Consider the following 16,414-nt stretch of genomic DNA (forward strand, 5'->3'; position numbering starts at 1 on the left):
TCAGTAAAAAGGTCAGCATATGCTGACCTTTTTTATATCAAAAGCGTTTATATAAAAAGAAAAACAAATTATGTCTGGTGAATTTAGCTTAATAGACAAGTACTTTGTTGGTCGTCAAAACCAACGAAAAGATGTTCACCTTGCTGCAGGGGATGATTGTGCACTGGTCAAAGCACCAGATAATGTGCATATTGCGATCAGCACCGATACCTTAGTTGCGGGGACACACTTTCTTCCTGACGCGAACCCTGCTTGGGTCGCGCACAAAGCACTCGCTTCAAACATCAGCGACTTAGCCGCGATGGGCGCGACGCCTGCGTGGGTGAGTTTTGCGTTAACGATGCCGGAGCCTGACGAAGAGTGGCTTGCGCCTTTCTGTGATGCCTTCTTTGAACTTGCTGATTATTTTGGTATTCAACTTATCGGCGGGGATACCACCAAAGGGCCTTTGAGTTTAACATTGACTGTGCAGGGATTTGTCCCGCAAGGAAAAGCGTTAACTCGTTCTGGGGCGAAAGTAGGCGACTGGGTTTATGTAACAGGCTGTCTTGGCGATGCGAAAGCTGGACTGGATGTTATCTTAGACAACTCTCTTCGTACACGCGTAGGTGCGGAGAGTTTGGAAAAAGCGCATTACTTGAGTACGCCACGTGTTTTAGCGGGACAAGCACTAGTTGGTCTTGCATCTTCTGCTATCGATATCTCCGATGGCTTGATATCCGATATCAAGCACATACTGAAGCGGTCACAGGTCGGTGTCAGTATCGATGTCTCTCAATTGCCTATATCTTCGGATCTGGCGCAGTTTTTAGATGATAAGGTCAGCGCACAGCAGTATGCTTTATCGAGTGGTGAAGAATACGAGTTGTGTTTTACCGTCTCAGAGCAAAACCATGGCTCGTTACAAAGTACTCTGTCCCATATTGGCTGTAAGGTGACATGCATTGGTCAGATTCGACCGAATGGTACTTTTGAGCTTCACGACAACAATCAACCTCTTGACTGGGACTTAAGCGGTTTCGACCACTTTAAGTAACCACGATTGAAACCAAACTAGCAGTTATAGGTTTAAGGATATGACCAACCCTCTTTCTCTTATTTCGTTAAAGAATCCGTGGCATTTATTGGCAACAGGGTTTGGTAGCGGTTTGTCGCCTGTTGTTCCGGGAACGATGGGGACATTAGCTGCGGTACCTTTCTTTTTGTTGTTAGCTCAACTGCCGTTTTCTGCTTATGTCGTCGTGGTACTCATATCATGCGTAATTGGCGTGAAAATCTGTCAGGTGACGTCTGATGACATGAAAGTTCACGATCATGGTTCGATCGTCTGGGATGAATTCGCTGGCTTTTGGATTACGATGAGTATTATGCCGGCACTGAATATCCCGGTAACCGAATGGAAGTGGCTACTCACTGGTTTCATCTTGTTCCGTTTCTTCGACATGGTTAAGCCTTGGCCTATCGGCTGGCTTGATAAGCGAGTGCATGGTGGATTAGGCATCATGATCGATGACATTGTCGCGGGCATTATGGCGGGCATTGTACTGTTTTTAGTCGCCCACTACGCAGGTTGGATGAGTTAGTCAGTCATTAAACGCAAGTGAATTAAAAAGGGATGCGATAGTGCATCCCTTTGTTTTTATATGCTTCAGTGAAGATTACTTCGCCAGATAATCGTTGATGGATTGTTCAATCCCTTTCGCATCCAGACCAAGCTCTTCATGCAGCTCATCCTGAGTGCCTTGATGAACAAACTTATCAGGTAAGCCAAGGTTGAGTACTGGCTTGATGATTTTTTCTTTCATCATGAATTCAAGAACACCTGCACCGGCACCGCCAGCAATCGCATTCTCTTCCAGTGTCACGAGTACATCGTGTTCGCTCGCTAGCTGACGAATCAGTTCTTCATCTAACGGCTTAACAAAGCGCATGTCAGCAACCGTTGCATTAAGGTTTTCAGCCGCTTCTAACGCATTCCCCAAGAAGGTACCAAAGCTCAGGATCGCGACTTTCTCACCTTGACGCACTATTCGGCCTTTACCGATCTCAAGTGCGGTAAATTCACTTTCGATGTCGGTTCCCATACCGTTTCCACGAGGGTAACGAACTGCGCTCGGACCCGTGTGCTTGTGACCAGTGTATAGCATTTGACGACATTCATTCTCGTCACTCGGTGCCATGATCACCATGTTTGGAATGCAGCGCATGAAGCTCAAGTCAAACGCACCTTGGTGAGTCTGACCATCAGCACCAACCAAACCTGCTCGGTCGATAGCGAACATGACAGGCAAATCCATAATTGCGATGTCGTGGATGAGCTGATCATAACCGCGTTGTAAGAAGGTCGAGTAAATGGCAACGATTGGGTTATTGCCAGCAATCGCCATACCAGTAGCGAGCGTCACTGCATGCTGCTCAGCGATAGCAACATCGAAATACTGTTCTGGGAACTCTTTAGAGAAACGCACCATGCCAGAACCTTCACGCATTGCTGGCGTAATCGCCATCAGCTTAGGATCTTGCGCGGCCATATCGCATAGGAAGTCACCAAAGATCTTTGAGAACGTTGGTTTACCACCGCTGCTCTTTGGCAAGCTGTTATTTGATGGTGCGAACTTTGGTACAGCATGGTAACCGATAGGGTCTTTCTCTGCTGGCTCATAACCTTTGCCTTTTTTGGTCATGATGTGCAGGAATTGAGGGCCTTTCAGCTCACGCATGTTCTTCAGAGTCTGAACCAGTTCATTGACATCATGCCCATCAATTGGGCCGATGTAGTTAAATCCGAACTCTTCGAATAGCGTGCCAGGGACAACCATGCCTTTGAGGTGTTCTTCAGTACGGCGAACCAGCTCTTTGATTGGCGGAACGCCAGAAAGCACTTTTTTACCGCCTTCGCGAATCGACGTATACAGGCTACCAGACAGTAATTTCGCTAAGTGGTTGTTTAGCGCACCAACGTTTTCTGAAATCGACATTTCGTTATCGTTCAGAATCACCAGCATATCTGGATGAACATCGCCAGCGTGGTTCATTGCTTCGAATGCCATACCCGCGGTAATGGCGCCGTCACCAATAACACTCACGACCTTACGCCCTTTACCTTCTTTCTGTGCACTGATGGCCATGCCAAGTCCAGCACTGATTGAAGTGGAAGAGTGACCAACCGACAGCGTGTCGTATTCGCTCTCTGAGCGCCAAGGGAATGGGTGAAGCCCGCCTTTCTGACGGATGGTCGGCATTTTGTCACGACGTCCGGTCAGGATTTTATGTGGGTAAGCCTGATGACCAACATCCCAGATTAACTGGTCTACTGGTGTGTTATATACATAATGCAGGGCAACTGTGAGCTCTACTGTGCCTAAGCCAGACGCTAAGTGTCCGCTTGATTGGCTCACTGAATTTAGCAGATACGTTCGAAGCTCATCACACAGAGCAGGTAATGTTTCTTTAGGAAGAAGACGCAACTCTTCCGGTGTATTTGCTAACGCCAGTGTTGGGTATTTTGAAATATCAAGAGTCATATAAATGCGCGCTTATAGTGTTAATTTTTGCGCTCGATGACATATCGGGCGAACTCTTCAAGTAACTGAGTATTGTATGGGATAGCTTCCAATGCTTGAAGTGCTTCCTGTAACAGAGAGTGAGCTTTCTCTATCGCTCCCTCTAAACCCAGCAGGGAAGGGTAAGTGCTCTTATTGAGTTCTTGATCAGAACCCTGAGGCTTACCCAATGTTTCTGTGTCACTAATGATATCAAGAATATCGTCTTGAACCTGAAACGCCAAACCAATTGCTTTCGAATAGCGCTCTAAATGAGGTAAAACTGCGATACCCTTATCACCAGCGGCCAAAGCGCCTAATTTAACCGCACAGTCAATTAGGGCTCCGGTCTTTTTACGATGGATTTCTTCCATTTCTTCGAGAGAAATTTGACGATTCTCTGCACTTAAATCCAGTGCTTGTCCGACACACATGCCGTTAGAGCCAGACGAATGAGCCAGAGCTTTTATCATATTGATACGCTGGCTTTCTGCTTCTGGATTTAAAGGACCATCTGCCAAAATAGTAAAGGCGAGCGTTTGTAGAGCGTCACCAGTCAGTATTGCGGTCGCTTCATCGAACTTAATATGGCAAGTCGGTTGACCACGGCGTAACTCATCGTCATCCATCGCTGGCAGGTCATCATGAATAAGTGAGTAAGCGTGAATGCATTCAATCGCTGCGGCTGGTGTGTCCAGATCTTCAGGTTTACAACCGAACATTTGGCCTGTGATGTAAACAAGAAAAGGGCGAACGCGTTTCCCGCCTAGCAAAAGGCCATATTTCATTGCATCAATCAATGGAAGTTCTTGATAAGGAAGCTGTTCTAGCCACAAGTTTAATTGCTGATTGTTTCTTTGTTGGAAAGAAGTCAATGTCTGTTGCATCACATCGCTCACTACTAATAATTATTCTGAATCTGGATTGAAGTCACTCAGTGGTGCTTCATCATCTTCGCTGAGAAGAATACTTACGCGTTGTTCAGCGTCGCTTAGCTTTGTTTGGCCAGCACGAGCTAAGGCAATACCTCGTTCAAATTTACGTAAGGCATCATCTAGAGCAAGATCGCCATTTTCTAATTGATCAACCAAGCTATCAAGCTCTTCAATGGTTGCTTCGAAGGTCATGTTTTCTGGTTTCTTAACCGCCATCTCTTCTCTGCCTTAAGTCAGCCTCTCATAAGATGCACGAAAGTTACCTTAGCCTAGTAACTTGGTCAAATTTAACCTTACATAATTGTCACAAAATTGGCTCTAAATGTGTCTAAGCGACGAAAGTGCCCATTTTACTAAAGATTACTGGTATCAATTTGTGATCTGCTAGCTAAGATTTTTCTAAAAGTTCTCCGCAAGTTGTCGATACAAGGAGTAATTCGTTAGCAATAGATAAAAAGAGCGAGAGGAGTGCTTTGTGGATTTAGCAACCCTAATAGGTTTGATAGGTGGTATTGCATTCGTTGTGATGGCGATGGTGCTCGGTGGCAGCATCGGTATGTTCGTCGATGTAACATCAATCCTTATCGTTGTTGGCGGCTCTACCTTTGTCGTGCTGATGAAGTTCACCATCGGGCAGTTCTTTGGGGCGGCAAAAATTGCGGGTAAAGCATTTCTTTTCAAGGCGGATGAGCCAGAAGACTTGATTGCGAAAATTGTAGAGATGGCAGATGCGGCACGTAAAGGTGGCTTTCTCGCATTAGAAGAGATGGAAATAAATAACAGCTTTATGCAAAAAGGCATCGACCTGTTGGTGGATGGTCACGATGCTGATGTGGTTCGTGCTGCTTTAAAAAAAGATATTGCGCTGACTGGTGAGCGACACACACAAGGTACTGGCGTATTCCGTGCATTTGGTGATGTTACGCCCGCGATGGGAATGATTGGTACGTTAGTGGGTCTGGTTGCGATGCTGTCTAATATGGATGACCCTAAATCCATTGGACCCGCGATGGCCGTTGCTCTTTTGACCACGCTTTATGGCGCTATTTTATCCAACATGGTGTTTTTCCCGATAGCTGACAAACTCTCTTTACGACGTGATCAAGAAACGTTGAATCGTCGTCTTATTATGGATGGAGTTCTCGCCATACAGGACGGTCAGAACCCGCGAGTCATCGACAGTTACCTGAAGAACTATCTCAATGAAGGCAAGCGCGCCCTAGAGATAGGTGAGTAATCAGGAGCGTTGTGATGGATGATGAAGATAATAAATGTGATTGTCCGCCACCAGGACTTCCTTTGTGGATGGGGACATTCGCTGACTTAATGTCACTATTGATGTGTTTCTTTGTACTGCTGCTCTCGTTCTCGGAGATGGATGTGCTCAAATTTAAGCAGATTGCAGGCTCAATGAAATTCGCCTTTGGGGTACAAAGTCAGCTCGAAGTAAAAGATATCCCGAAAGGAACCAGCATTATTGCTCAGGAGTTCAGACCGGGACGTCCAGAACCAACGCCGATCGACGTGATTATGCAGCAAACCATGGACATCACGCAGCAAACATTGGAATTCCATGAAGGTGAATCGGATCGTTCAGGTGGAAGTAAGCGTGATCAAGGAAAATTAACCGGTGGCCAGTCACCGGAGACATCGACAAGAGACAACCAGGCAGCAGAATCCGACGTGCAACAGCAGCAGTCGCAGATGATGTCGCAAGAGATGGAAACCTTGATGGAGAGCATCAAGAAAGCGCTAGAGCGAGAGATCGATCAGGGGGCGATCGAAGTCGAAAACTTAGGTCAACAGATCGTGATTCGCATGCGTGAAAAGGGCGCGTTCCCAGAAGGCTCCGCGTTCTTACAACCTAAATTCCGTCCTTTGGTACGCCAAATTGCTGAACTGGTCAAAGACGTACCGGGCATTGTGAGAATCTCTGGCCACACCGATAACCAAGTGCTGGATTCTGAACTGTACCGCTCTAACTGGGATCTCTCCTCTCAACGTGCAGTCTCTGTCGCGCAGGAGATGGAGAAGGTGAGAGGGTTTTCTCATCAACGTTTACGAGTGCGAGGAATGGCTGACACTGAACCGCTGGTTCCAAATGACTCCGATGATAATCGTGCCCTTAACCGACGTGTGGAAATCAGCATTATGCAGGGTGAACCACTCTACAGCGATGAAGTGCCGGTTATTCAATAACTCGGCTTGGCTTTAAAGTCAGCGGAGAGATAAGAAAGCGAGCAGATTGCTCGCTTTTTTTGTCTTTCCAAACCGCTTGGGTGTATACCCAAATGGCTTCAAGATACAGGTTTCAGAACGTTGTCACTGACTCAAGTTCAAGGAAAATAACGCAGTGGAATAGCGAGCTCTTTCCTAGTTATTTGACACAGAAATTGTGTCCGTGACACGCTCCCGAAGGGCGAGCTGACTAGGTCCACAGACTTTGTTAACGCTTTTTGATTTAGAACCACTAGATCTTCAAATCGTTGCCGCGCCTGTGAACCAAGTCAATCTCGCTGAACCTAGCATCTTGAGGCTATTTGGGTATATAATCTTGCGCCTTTGAAGTGAGCTCAGACAATCTTTTGTGACCAAGACGTGGTGTTACTGCGTATGAAGTATCGAAGTTGAGTATCACTCTCTGTTGATTGCGAAACTAACCTGCGAACAAGACTATGAAATTTATTGTAAAGCCCCATCCAGAAATTTTTGTAAAAAGTGAATCTGTGCGTAAGCGCTTCACAAAGATTTTAGAGTGTAACATTCGTAATATCGTCAAGAGCCGTACGGAATCTGTCGCAGTATTTAACCGTCGCGATCACATTGAAGTGACCTCTGAGAGCAACGAATACTACGCGGAAGTGCTAGAAATTCTGACTCACACTCCAGGTATCCATCATGTACTGGAAGTAAAACAGTCTGAGTTTAAAGATCTGCACGATATCTTTGAGCAAGTGCTTGAGCTAAGCCGTCCTCTGATTGAAAACAAAACTTTCGTGGTTCGCGCTAAGCGTCGTGGCAAACATGACTTTACCTCGATTGAGCTGGAACGTTACGTTGGTGGTGGTTTGAACCAAGCTGTCGAAAGCGCGAGCGTGAAACTGCGCAACCCAGACGTAACCGTTAAGGTAGAAGTGTCGGGTGACAAACTGAACCAGGTTCTTGCGCGCCATAAAGGTCTTGGTGGCTTCCCGCTAGGTACACAAGAAGATGTGTTAAGCCTGATCTCGGGTGGTTTTGACTCAGGCGTATCAAGCTACCTGCACATTAAGCGTGGCTCAAAAGTACATTACTGCTTCTTTAACTTAGGTGGTCCTGCGCACGAAATCGGTGTTAAACAGGTTTCCCACTACCTATGGAATAAGTACGGTTCTTCAGCAAAAGTTCGCTTTATCTCGATTGATTTCGAACCTGTTGTGGCTGAGATTCTTGAGAAAGTAGATGATGGCCAGATGGGCGTCATTCTGAAGCGTATGTTCATGCGTGCCGCAGGTATGGTTGCTCAGAAATTCAAGATTGAAGCTCTGGTAACAGGTGAAGCATTGGGTCAGGTTTCTAGCCAAACGCTAACAAACCTTCGCCACATTGATAACGTGACAGACACTCTGATTCTGCGTCCTCTGATTAACTGGGACAAAGAAGACATCATCAACCTGGCGCGTGAAATTGGTACTGAAGACTTCGCGAAGACGATGCCTGAATACTGTGGTGTCATTTCTAAGAAGCCGACAGTTAAAGCAGTCAAAGCGAAGCTGGAAGCTGAAGAAGCGAATTTTGATTTCACCATTTTGGAAAATGTGGTGAAAGAAGCGCGTGTTATGGATATTCGTGATATCGCGAAAGAATCTGAAAAAGCGGCACCAGAAGTCGAACAGGTTCAGGCTGTTGAAGAGCATGCGATTGTTCTTGATATCCGTAGTCCTGAAGAGGAAGACGACAACCCTCTCGAAATCGACGGTGTTGATATCAAACACATCCCGTTCTACAAACTGGGTACTCAGTTTGGTGACTTGGACCAAGACAAGACTTACCTGTTGTACTGTGACCGTGGTGTGATGAGCCGACTGCAAGCGCTTTACTTGCAAGAGCAGGGCTTTAACAACGTGAAGGTTTACCGCCCATAGTAAGGCGAAAACAAGAAGACTTTCTAAACGCAAACTGAGTGATCAGTTTGCGTTTTTTTATGTCTTTTATTCAGTCTTTGGAAAGGTTTCCGAGTCGTTAAATTGAAGTGACTCGCAATCTTTATCATGACTACTGATATAACGTTAATTAATCCGAACAGAGCGAAAAACGATGAGCTCTATTCCAAGGATGAAGTCGAGAGAGTTTTATCTAGGTAGGAGAGATGCTAGGTTGTTCAGTATCTATCACAATGCTAGTTAGTGTAATGACGCTGTGGGGATAGTTGAAGTGTCACTAAGGCAGCCTTGCAAGGTTGAGTTGACCAAGCAGTGAATCAAACTGACATTATTTTATGGATTAGTTTGTTATTTTGTTAAACTTAGATAATTCAGATAAAAAAACACCGCCTAAACAGGCGGTGTAAGAAATTTGACAGACAGGTCAAAAATAAATACAGGAAGTATTGTTTTGTCCCAGGGATAGTAGACAAAACATTTTGGTAGAAATCTACCTAACTCGAAAAACGAGTTTGCAAACACAACATCGCAACAACGAAGCCAATTGATTTATAGAGAAATCAAGCCGTTCAGGCCCGTGTTGCGGGGTGAAATATAGAATTTATCTGGCTGTTCGGCAACGGAGATTTTATAATGTTTCAGATAAAAAAAACTAATCCTATTTGAGGTTCCTTATGTCTCGCAGATTGCCTCCTTTGAATTCTCTTCGAGTATTTGAAGCAGCAGCACGTCATCTTAGTTTTACTCGTGCGGCCGAAGAGCTTTTCGTCACCCAAGCTGCAGTGAGTCACCAGATCAAAGCGCTGGAAGAGTTTCTATCACTCAAGCTATTTCGCCGCAGAAACCGCTCTTTGCTACTCACGGAAGAAGGGCAAAGTTACTTTTTAGACATCAAGGATATTTTTACTTCTATTGCAGAAGCGACCGATAAAGTATTGGAACGTAGTGAAAAAGGTGCTTTGACGATCAGTTTGCCGCCAAGTTTTGCTATTCAGTGGCTCGTGCCACGGTTGGCCGACTTTAACGCTCAGGAGCCAGACATTGATGTCAGGATTAAAGCGGTAGACATGGATGAAGGCTCACTGACCGACGACGTCGATGTCGCTATCTATTACGGACGTGGTAACTGGCCTGGTTTACGTGCAGACAAGTTGTATCAAGAATTTTTGATTCCGCTTTGTTCGCCTTCATTACTATTGGGGACGAAGCCGTTAGAATCTCTCAATGACCTTAGATTACACACTTTGTTACATGATACTTCGCGTAAAGATTGGAAGCAGTTTACTCGCCACTACAACATCGAAGGCATCAATGTAAATCATGGCCCTATTTTTAGCCATTCAACAATGGTGTTACAGGCGGCTGTGCATGGACAAGGTGTTGCGCTAGGAAATAACGTGTTAGCTCAGCCAGAAATGGAAGCAGGACGACTTATCGCACCATTTGATGAGGTGTTGATATCGAAGAATGCGTTCTACGTGGTTTGTCATGAGCAGCAAGCGGACATGGGGCGTATCGCAACGTTCCGTGACTGGATGCTTGCAACAGCGAGAAAAGAACAAGAGGAAGTATTGGATGAGCCAGTGGATAGTTGAGGGGCCGGAAAGTGGACCGTTATTTATTTTTGCCCATGGCGCTGGGGCAGGGATGGAGCACGACTTCATGGCCGCAGTTGCTAAAGGATTAGTCGAACAGGGCATTCGTGTCGTCCGGTTTAATTTCCCTTACATGATGAAACGTGCCGAAGATGGCAAAAAGCGTCCGCCAGATCGTGCGCCAAAGCTGCTCGAAGCCTACGAAGAATTGATCACTCACTTTGCTAGTACACCAGTTGTTATTGGCGGTAAATCTATGGGCGGGCGTATGTCGAGTTTGTTGGCTGAAAATACGCTGGTGGCGGGTATTGCCTGTTTAGGTTTTCCTTTTCACCCACCGGGCAAGCCAGAAAACTACAAAGGTGAACATCTGGCAACGCTTGAGAAACCAACACTGATTCTTCAAGGCGAGCGAGATACCTTTGGAAAGCGTGAAGAGTTTGAAAACTTCACGTTATCTGATCAGGTGTCAGTCACTTTTGTACCAGATGGTGACCACAGTTTTAAACCACGCAAGCGCTCGGGGTATACCGAAGAGGGCAATATTGCTTTAGCGGTTGAACACTTAGCGCGTTTTATTAACGAGGTGTACAGTGAAAAGTAAGTGGTTACTCTCCTTTACAGGTTTGTCTGGATTAGTTTCTGTTGCGCTAGGGGCATTCGCTGCCCACGGTTTAAAAGCAATACTTGCGCCGTATCTTCTTGATGTATTTCAAACGGGTGTGCTGTATCAGTTCATCCATACTTTAGCGATCGCATTTTGTGCCATTCTACTGTTGGTGAATTTAGAACAAAAAGCGCAAAAGTATTTTTTCATCGCTGCAATTTGCTTTATCATCGGCATCTTTTGTTTTAGCGGCAGTCTATACGCGCTGGCGCTGACAGGCATTAAATGGTTTGGACCGATTACTCCATTGGGAGGGTTGATGTTCATGATCGGCTGGTGTTTGTTCTTTTTTGCTGCGTTTAATATCAAAGAGGTCTCCAAGTGAAACAACTAATGCTCTATTGCCGTTCAGGCTTTGAGAAAGAGTGTGCTGGTGAAATTCAGGACAAAGCGACACAGTTGGAAGTGTACGGCTTCCCTCGTGTGAAGAAAAACTCAGGTTATGTTGTCTTCGAGTGTTACCAAGATGGAGACGCAGACAAACTGGTAAAAGGTCTCGACTTCAGTTCGTTGATCTTTGCTCGCCAAATGTTTGCTGTTGCAGCCGAATGTGAATCTTTGCCAAGCGAAGATCGTATCAGTCCAATTCTTGAGGCGTTGTCTGAAGTCGAAGACTTCCCTCGCTGTGGTGATCTGCGTATTGAAACGCCGGACACCAATGAAGCGAAAGAGCTACTAAAATTCTGCCGTAAGTTTACTGTGCCGATGCGTCAGGCTATGCGTGGAAAAGGCCTGATGTGGGATAAAGACAACGCTAAGAAGCCAGTATTACATATTTGCTTTGTTGCACCGGGTCATTGTTACGTGGGTTACTCATTCCCGGGTAATAACTCACAATTCTTCATGGGGATTCCTCGTCTGAAGTTCCCAGCAGATGCACCAAGCCGTTCAACGTTAAAGCTTGAAGAAGCCTTCCATGTATTTATTCCACGTGAAGAGTGGGATGAGCGTTTGGCTCCGGGTATGTGGGGTGTAGACTTAGGTGCGTGTCCGGGTGGCTGGACCTACCAACTGGTCAAGCGCTCGATGTTTGTGCACTGTGTTGATAATGGCATGATGGCAGACAGTCTGATGGAAACTGGCCAGATCAAACACCACATGGTGGATGGCTTTAAGTTTGAACCAGACCGCAAGAATGTCACCTGGATTGTGTGTGACATGGTTGAGAAACCAGCGCGCGTGGCACATCTTATGGGACAGTGGTTACTAAAAGGTTGGGCAAAAGAAGCCATTTTTAACCTCAAGCTGCCAATGAAAGGTCGTTATGACGAGGTTTTGCAAGATCTTGAAAACCTGAAAATGTTCCTGATTGAGAACAAGGTGAAGTTCAAGCTGCAAGCTAAACACCTGTACCATGACCGTGAAGAGATCACTATTCACATCCAGTGCTTATCGAACATCTCGCCATACTAATTAAGCGAGTTGAACGGATATTAAAAAAGCTCCTATTTTCAGGAGCTTTTTTATTGGCTGGAACAATTTTATTCGGCTTTGTTTGGCCCGGTAAAGCGAATATCTTGCAGATTGAAGCCAAGCTCAATATCGCATTTTAGTGCTGCGACCTTCTTACATAGGCGGGCCGACTCGATATGCTCATCCAGTTTTTTTCGATACTTTGGTACTAATTCGTCACTGGCGTAAGCTGCTTCAATATCGTCGTATTGGGTCAGAATTTCTTTTGCGGCTTTAGGCCCGATACCCGGAACGCCCGGAACCTGACTAGAGCTGATGCCAGCCAGCCCCCAATAATCAGCCAACTGACTTGGTTTCACCCCAAACTCTTTTTCAATGAATGGCTCATCTAGCCAACGGTGCTGGAAGTAATCACGGATTTGTAATGTCGGAGAAAGCAGTTGGCAGTAGCCTTTGTCGGTCGAAACAATGGTGACCTTTTCTCCATGCCCAGCGACTTTGGTTGCCAGTGTTGCTACTAAGTCATCGGCTTCATCGCCGTCAGACAACAATGAGTCAATACCTTGTTCCCACCAAGCTTGCTGAATCGCATCGAGGCCCTGCATTAACGGCTCCGGCATTGGCTTTCGGTTTTGTTTGTAGTCCGGCAGTATCTCGGCACGCCAACCTCGGTCTTGCTCATGATGATCAAATACCGCAATGATATGGGTTGGCTGCGCCTCAGACAGGATCCGAGTCAGCGTTCTTTGGGTAGTGGTAATGGTTCTTGCTATGTCAGTGGGATCGGGTTGAGCGGAGTGCACTCGACGGATCAGATTTAGGGCATCAATAATAACAAGATGAATAGACATAATGACTTAGCAGTAAAAAAGGGGCGTAATGCCCCTAGTGTAACGAATGCTAGCCTGACTATCGACCATCATTTTCAGGATGAGCGATTCGGTAGCAAGGTTCATAATCGGTGCCACCGGGTAATTTCATCCGATGTTGATCGACGAAGTCTTGCAGTAATTTGTCGAGCTTCTTCATCAGTATTGGTTCCCCATGGATGGTGAACGGACCTTTCGCTTCGATTTCTTTAATGCCTTCCGCTTTTACGTTACCAGCAACAATGCCTGAAAACGCCTGACGTAAGTTTGCTGCGAGAACTTGAGGTTCCTGATCCATATGCAGATCCAATTGTTCCATTGCGTCATGATTTGGCTCAAATGGTAACTGGAAGTGCGGCTCGATTTTTAGTGACCAGTTGAAACTGTAGGCATCGCCTTTTTCTTTTCTATGTGTGCGAACATCATCCATGCCGCGCTTCATAATCCGGGCAACTTCTGACGGATTATCAATCACGATCTGGTAATGTTTACGACCTTCTTCTCCAAGCGTGTCACGAATAAATTCATCGATCGCAAGGAAGTAGTCCTCACTTTCCTTAGGCCCAGTCAGTACGATTGGCATTGGTTGATCGGCATTTTCTGGGTGCATCATAATACCCAGAATGTAGAGCAGCTCCTCTGCGGTTCCAGGACCACCCGGAAATATCACAATGCCATGTGCCATACGGACAAAGGCTTCCAGACGTTTTTCAATGTCTGGCATGATCACCAACTCATTCACGATCGGATTTGGCGGTTCAGCCGCGATGATAGACGGCTCGGTCAGGCCTAAGTAGCGCTGCTCGGTATAACGCTGTTTAGCATGGCCGATGGCTGCCCCTTTCATTGGCCCTTCCATCGCACCAGGTCCACAACCGGTACAAATATTCAGTTCTCGTAGGCCTAACTCGTTACCCACTTCTCGGGTGTATTGATACTCTACTGCGTTGATAGAGTGTCCGCCCCAGCAAACCACCAGATTAGGGGCGATGCCTGGCGTAAGTGCTCTGGCATTGCGTAAGATACCAAATACCAGGTTAGTAATATGAACAGGATTCGTCAGGTTTAAACGTTGACTGTCAGCCAGGTGCATATTCACATACACGATATCGCGTAAGACTGAAAACAGATGCTCCTGTATCCCCTTAATCATTTCACCATCGACAAAAGCGTGCTCTGGTGGATCGGTCAACTCTAATTTGATGCCACGTTCACGGCGAAGCACATCAACATCAAAGGATTGGTATCGGTCTAACAGCTCTTTTGAATTATCGGTATGGCTGCCTGAGTTCAAGACCGCTAATGTACAGTTTCGGTAAAGTTGGTAAAGATCACTCGATGCGGTCTTTTTTAAACGCTCAACTTCCAGTTGGGATAGCAAATCCATGCTACCTGCGGGGCTGATATGGGTAATCATAGCGCCTCCTTGTTGTGATTATATTTGAGGTAAAGTACTCCATCACCTTTGGTTTATACGTGTCGTTTGTGAGTGGTGATTGGAAGGCTGGATAATTGAAGCTTAGCAGACTGGAATGGAAGAAATGTGATAACTCGTTGAAAAATGGTGGATATAAGTAAACTTAAGGGATGAAATCTGTTTGTTTGCTTATATTTTGAACGATTCAGCTCCAGTTGAGCTGGTTTTTTCCAAGCTTTTTAGTTTCGCGTACCATTTTTCCGAGACGACCGAGTACCTGCTCCGGAGAGTCAGACTCTCGAAATGAAGTAGAAACCGCGGTTAGGGTGATCATGATGCTTTGCTCTCGGAATTTAAACGGCAGCTGGCCGATTTCACGCTGGATGCTTTTCATTAATTCTAATGTGTACTCTTCCGACTGCTCCGGAATAAGCAAGATAAACTCTTCTCCGCCGAAGCGAGCAACCGTCTCTAATTCGGAGACTCGTTTACTGATGGTACGGGCAATGATTTTGAGTGCTTTGTCGCCGGCGGTATAGCCATAGCTATCGTTTACAGCTTTAAAGTTGTCGACATCAAACATGACCAGACGTAAGTTTCTTTGAGAACGTACCCAGCGTCGATATTCCAGTTCGAGGCGATCGTTAAATGCGGTGCGGTTGTATACCTTGGTCAATGGATCAAGCAGCAGGCGCTGAGTCTGGTCATCCAAGCGGCGGCGGTAGTCTTGTGTGGTTTCAAAGACGGCTTCCAGCTGGTTTTTGCTGTAAGTCATTCGCTCTTGCAATGCTTGTTCACGAGCTTCCGTCATTTCCAAACGTTCCGATAGTGATGCCATTTTAGCCAGCAGTGGTGCCATCTCTTTCTTGAGCTCTGATAAATCCTGAGCTTGATTCAACGAGCGTTGACTGCGCTCAACCAAACTATTCATTTCCGAGTTTAGCTCGTGGCGGTGCTCAAAATAGGTTTGATGCTGATCGGCGTTTTGATGGATAGTTTTCAGGTTACTTGCAAGGGCTGTATTGAGTTGGTCGAGAAATTGACTGGAGGTTTCTCGTTCAAATTTAGTGGCTTCTACCACTAACTTTAAGGTTACCAGAGTTAGTTCCACTAAAGACTCTGCATTCACTCCCATCAGGAGCTTAGCGCGGATATCGAGTAGTTTTTCGCCACACTCACCCTCAAAATCCAGCTCCGTAATGGTGTGCTGCAGATCGCTCGCAAGAGACTCAAGCTGAGACTTCTCTGGAGTATTCTCAAACTCAGTTAAATGCAAACGTGAGTTAGAAGCGATGATTTTCAGCGCACGTTCATAAATACTGAGCAGTTTGGTCGCTTGATCGACATTGGTCACAGAGTTCGCTTCAGAAAAGCTCATCAGATTACGCAGTTCGCGCTTTAGCTGGGCGGGTAAACCAGTCACTCGTTGCAGCGTTTCACCACTGCGTTTGATCTGTTCGTCGAGATGGTCGCTCTGTTTTTCCATGGCTCTGGATTGCTGTTTAAGCTTTCTCTCTAATATCGCTAAACGAGGGATTAACGCACTGATATCCGTTTTATGCTGTAGCTCTTGCTGAATTTCTGATAAGTAGCTGGATAGTTGCGCATCAGAACCGGGACATGCAGACGACAAAGACGCCAGAACGCGTTTAAGGATTTGTTGCTCACGTTTAAACTTCAGCGAACTATCGCGATGTGTCAGTTTAAGTTGATCAAGTTGACAACTTAACTGATGCAGCTGTGCCTGAATATCGGATTCCAAGATTCCCATGAAACGACTACGTTTAAATCCATGTGAGATGACGGTCACTTGATAATAACAAAAAACCTTATA

At 45.9% G+C, this 16,414-nt stretch carries 15 protein-coding genes; 9 read left to right on the forward strand and 6 right to left on the reverse strand.

Annotation, left to right across the window (positions count from 1 at the left end; genetic code table 11):
- Window positions 1–70: 70 nt before the first annotated feature.
- Together thiL and pgpA are read left to right on the forward strand one after the other, a co-directional pair.
- Window positions 71–1,036, forward strand: coding sequence for a thiamine-phosphate kinase (gene thiL / locus VER99_RS03250; RefSeq protein ID WP_020333701.1), 966 nt, complete (start codon window positions 71–73; stop codon window positions 1,034–1,036).
- Between the two features lie 40 nt (window positions 1,037–1,076).
- Window positions 1,077–1,583, forward strand: a complete 507-nt coding sequence (pgpA, locus tag VER99_RS03255; RefSeq protein WP_020333702.1) for a phosphatidylglycerophosphatase A — start codon at window positions 1,077–1,079, stop codon at window positions 1,581–1,583.
- 75 nt (window positions 1,584–1,658) lie between these two features.
- Here the strand turns inward: pgpA and dxs are convergent, their stop codons facing one another.
- From dxs to xseB, 3 genes are read right to left on the reverse strand one after another with little or no spacing between them, the layout of a single operon-like run.
- Window positions 1,659–3,524 carry a 1-deoxy-D-xylulose-5-phosphate synthase gene (dxs, locus tag VER99_RS03260; protein WP_014231016.1) on the reverse strand — a complete coding sequence of 622 codons (1,866 nt, stop codon included), beginning with the start codon at window positions 3,522–3,524 and terminating at the stop codon, window positions 1,659–1,661.
- 20 nt (window positions 3,525–3,544) lie between these two features.
- Window positions 3,545–4,429: a (2E,6E)-farnesyl diphosphate synthase gene (gene ispA, locus VER99_RS03265; RefSeq protein WP_014231017.1), complete on the reverse strand. Its 885-nt coding sequence runs from the start codon at window positions 4,427–4,429 to the stop codon at window positions 3,545–3,547.
- Window positions 4,430–4,450: 21 nt separating this feature from the next.
- The gene (xseB, locus tag VER99_RS03270; RefSeq protein ID WP_014231018.1) at window positions 4,451–4,693 is read right to left on the reverse strand and encodes an exodeoxyribonuclease VII small subunit; all 243 of its coding nucleotides are present in this window, start codon (window positions 4,691–4,693) and stop codon (window positions 4,451–4,453) included.
- A gap of 259 nt (window positions 4,694–4,952) precedes the next feature.
- Here xseB and pomA point away from each other — a divergent pair, with 259 nt between their 5' ends.
- The 7 genes from pomA (at window position 4,953) to rlmM (ending at window position 12,294) form a co-directional block, all read left to right on the forward strand.
- Window positions 4,953–5,714: a flagellar motor protein PomA gene (gene pomA, locus VER99_RS03275; protein WP_020333703.1), complete on the forward strand. Its 762-nt coding sequence runs from the start codon at window positions 4,953–4,955 to the stop codon at window positions 5,712–5,714.
- A gap of 14 nt (window positions 5,715–5,728) precedes the next feature.
- Window positions 5,729–6,676 (forward strand): flagellar motor protein MotB, encoded by a 948-nt coding sequence (locus VER99_RS03280; protein ID WP_014231020.1) that lies wholly within the window; start codon window positions 5,729–5,731, stop codon window positions 6,674–6,676.
- 476 nt (window positions 6,677–7,152) lie between these two features.
- The gene (gene thiI / locus VER99_RS03285; protein WP_014231021.1) at window positions 7,153–8,601 is read left to right on the forward strand and encodes a tRNA uracil 4-sulfurtransferase ThiI; all 1,449 of its coding nucleotides are present in this window, start codon (window positions 7,153–7,155) and stop codon (window positions 8,599–8,601) included.
- 692 nt (window positions 8,602–9,293) lie between these two features.
- Window positions 9,294–10,214 (forward strand): transcriptional regulator GcvA, encoded by a 921-nt coding sequence (locus tag VER99_RS03290; protein ID WP_014231022.1) that lies wholly within the window; start codon window positions 9,294–9,296, stop codon window positions 10,212–10,214.
- Window positions 10,195–10,818 carry an alpha/beta fold hydrolase gene (locus VER99_RS03295; RefSeq protein WP_020333704.1) on the forward strand — a complete coding sequence of 208 codons (624 nt, stop codon included), beginning with the start codon at window positions 10,195–10,197 and terminating at the stop codon, window positions 10,816–10,818. The genes VER99_RS03290 and VER99_RS03295 overlap by 20 nt, the downstream gene beginning before the upstream one ends.
- On the forward strand, window positions 10,808–11,206 hold the full coding sequence (locus VER99_RS03300) for a DUF423 domain-containing protein (RefSeq protein ID WP_020333706.1): 399 nt from the start codon (window positions 10,808–10,810) through the stop codon (window positions 11,204–11,206). Before VER99_RS03295 ends, VER99_RS03300 begins: the two co-directional genes overlap by 11 nt.
- Entirely contained in the window at window positions 11,203–12,294 is a 1,092-nt protein-coding gene (gene rlmM, locus VER99_RS03305) for a 23S rRNA (cytidine(2498)-2'-O)-methyltransferase RlmM (RefSeq protein ID WP_020333708.1), read from the forward strand. The genes VER99_RS03300 and rlmM overlap by 4 nt, the downstream gene beginning before the upstream one ends.
- Before the next feature lie 68 nt (window positions 12,295–12,362).
- Here the strand turns inward: rlmM and xni are convergent, their stop codons facing one another.
- The 3 genes from xni to VER99_RS03320 form a co-directional block, all read right to left on the reverse strand.
- Window positions 12,363–13,145 (reverse strand): flap endonuclease Xni, encoded by a 783-nt coding sequence (gene xni / locus VER99_RS03310; protein WP_020333709.1) that lies wholly within the window; start codon window positions 13,143–13,145, stop codon window positions 12,363–12,365.
- Between the two features lie 58 nt (window positions 13,146–13,203).
- Window positions 13,204–14,580 (reverse strand): nucleotide 5'-monophosphate nucleosidase PpnN, encoded by a 1,377-nt coding sequence (gene ppnN / locus VER99_RS03315; protein WP_014231027.1) that lies wholly within the window; start codon window positions 14,578–14,580, stop codon window positions 13,204–13,206.
- 205 nt (window positions 14,581–14,785) lie between these two features.
- Window positions 14,786–16,351 carry a GGDEF domain-containing protein gene (locus tag VER99_RS03320; protein WP_020333710.1) on the reverse strand — a complete coding sequence of 522 codons (1,566 nt, stop codon included), beginning with the start codon at window positions 16,349–16,351 and terminating at the stop codon, window positions 14,786–14,788.
- Window positions 16,352–16,414 lie beyond the last annotated feature (63 nt).

The sequence above is a fragment of the Vibrio natriegens NBRC 15636 = ATCC 14048 = DSM 759 genome, from assembly GCF_035621455.1.
Taxonomy (GTDB): domain Bacteria; phylum Pseudomonadota; class Gammaproteobacteria; order Enterobacterales; family Vibrionaceae; genus Vibrio; species Vibrio natriegens.

Excerpts from the sequence above, each read along its gene's own strand:
- thiL (WP_020333701.1), top strand. The coding sequence starts at position 71 with ATGTCTGGTGAATTTAGCTTAATAGACAAGTACTTTGTTGGTCGTCAA.
- pgpA (WP_020333702.1), top strand. The coding sequence starts at position 1,077 with ATGACCAACCCTCTTTCTCTTATTTCGTTAAAGAATCCGTGGCATTTA.
- dxs (WP_014231016.1), bottom strand. The coding sequence starts at position 3,524 with ATGACTCTTGATATTTCAAAATACCCAACACTGGCGTTAGCAAATACA.
- ispA (WP_014231017.1), bottom strand. The coding sequence starts at position 4,429 with ATGCAACAGACATTGACTTCTTTCCAACAAAGAAACAATCAGCAATTA.
- xseB (WP_014231018.1), bottom strand. The coding sequence starts at position 4,693 with ATGGCGGTTAAGAAACCAGAAAACATGACCTTCGAAGCAACCATTGAA.
- VER99_RS03280 (WP_014231020.1), top strand. The coding sequence starts at position 5,729 with ATGGATGATGAAGATAATAAATGTGATTGTCCGCCACCAGGACTTCCT.
- thiI (WP_014231021.1), top strand. The coding sequence starts at position 7,153 with ATGAAATTTATTGTAAAGCCCCATCCAGAAATTTTTGTAAAAAGTGAA.
- VER99_RS03290 (WP_014231022.1), top strand. The coding sequence starts at position 9,294 with ATGTCTCGCAGATTGCCTCCTTTGAATTCTCTTCGAGTATTTGAAGCA.
- VER99_RS03295 (WP_020333704.1), top strand. The coding sequence starts at position 10,195 with ATGAGCCAGTGGATAGTTGAGGGGCCGGAAAGTGGACCGTTATTTATT.
- xni (WP_020333709.1), bottom strand. The coding sequence starts at position 13,145 with ATGTCTATTCATCTTGTTATTATTGATGCCCTAAATCTGATCCGTCGA.
- ppnN (WP_014231027.1), bottom strand. The coding sequence starts at position 14,580 with ATGATTACCCATATCAGCCCCGCAGGTAGCATGGATTTGCTATCCCAA.
- VER99_RS03320 (WP_020333710.1), bottom strand. The coding sequence starts at position 16,351 with ATGGGAATCTTGGAATCCGATATTCAGGCACAGCTGCATCAGTTAAGT.